The sequence below is a fragment of the Rickettsia endosymbiont of Cardiosporidium cionae genome (assembly GCF_015476335.1).
Lineage (GTDB): Bacteria > Pseudomonadota > Alphaproteobacteria > Rickettsiales > Rickettsiaceae > JADHZC01.
In genome coordinates this window covers 1-1,331 of sequence record NZ_JADAQY010000025.1, presented here as the reverse complement: position 1 = coordinate 1,331, position 1,331 = coordinate 1, and the positions used below count along the sequence as shown (strand labels likewise).

Here is a 1,331-nt window from a genome sequence, read left to right as displayed (position 1 = left end):
ATTTTTATAAACTTTTAACTCTATATTGCACATAATATCTAAAACTTATCCATATATTTGCCACTTAACCCTTGGAAATACAATATAAAAATATAAACTCATCGCAGCAAGATAAAAATGCTAAGATCCAAAGTATAAATATTTAACAGGTTAAAGCAATATTACCAACACCGCTAAGCCATGAAACCATCTTAGGGGCTTGAAAAATAATTCCTATACCTACTGCTGTGGCAATAGCAAGACCCCAAGAAAGTTTACCAAGAAAAAGCCCAATACCTAATACAACAACCGCAATAATTGATATTCCTTGACCAATAGGTCCAGTTAACTGCGATGTTACTTTATATAATGTACAACTAATTCCGTCTTCTCCTGCAGCAAAAGATGTACATGGAAAAAATACCATAACAAGCAACAAACTAAAAACCAGACAAGTGCAAAAAATACGTTCTGACGTTAGGCTATAATTTAATGACTGCACTACTCTCTCCATAATTCAAGTTAACACAAACTTTTACAATCTACATACGAATTAGATTAAACTCTATAATCATTAAGAATTCATTAATTGCAGTATTATGACAATAAAAGTTTAATAATTATTCTGCAGAGACTATGACAACTATCCTATAAGTGCTAAAGCATATAACCAAGTGCAACTTGGAGCAACTATCCCACTATCTCCATCCTAACCCATAGCAGGATATAAGAATTTGATATATGTTATTAAAAAAACAAATTAAAATAAATAGAAAAAATAATTGCTGCTTGTTTGATAAGAAATTTTGCTAGTTGTATATATAATTTACTTATCACTTATTCTAAATAGCACAAATTTTGTTTTACCAAATTGTTTTTGTATTAAGACAGAAGAAAACCCAGGTAATTTTAGATTCATATTTTCTGTGTACTCGTAGAATATTATCGTTTGTTGAGTTGCCCATTCTCTTTGTTTGATTTCTATTATAATATCCTCCAATTTATTTTGAGTATAAGGAGGGTCAATAAATATCAGATCAAATTTATCATTGATTTGGGATAATTTGAATATATCTGAATGTATTGGATAGATATTATTTTCTTCTCCAATTAATGCAATATTTTTTCTAACAATATCAATATGGTATGCATTATTATCTACTAATGTTGCCATTTTGGCTCCTCTAGATATTGCCTCAATACCTAAGGATCCTGATCCACAATATAGGTCAAGTATATTGGCTTGATATATTGCGTTATTGCCGTCCTTTGTATATTTTCCACTTTGTAGAATATTAAACACAGCTTCCTTTACAATATTTTTGGTACCTCTGACCTTGGAGTTCTTACCG

2 protein-coding genes are annotated in these 1,331 nt (G+C 30.1%); both read right to left on the bottom strand.

Going from position 1 to position 1,331, the window contains the following annotated elements:
• Positions 1-142: 142 nt before the first annotated feature.
• Positions 143-493: a TrbC/VirB2 family type IV secretion system protein gene (locus IHI24_RS04705; protein WP_194966909.1), complete on the bottom strand. Its 351-nt coding sequence runs from the start codon at positions 491-493 to the stop codon at positions 143-145.
• Positions 494-805: 312 nt separating this feature from the next.
• Positions 806-1,331, bottom strand: a 526-nt coding sequence (locus IHI24_RS04700) for an RsmD family RNA methyltransferase (RefSeq protein ID WP_194966908.1), incomplete at its 5' end; no start/stop codon positions are given.

Coding starts and splice junctions, on each gene's coding strand:
- IHI24_RS04705 (WP_194966909.1), bottom strand. CDS start 493: ATGGAGAGAGTAGTGCAGTCATTAAATTATAGCCTAACGTCAGAACGT.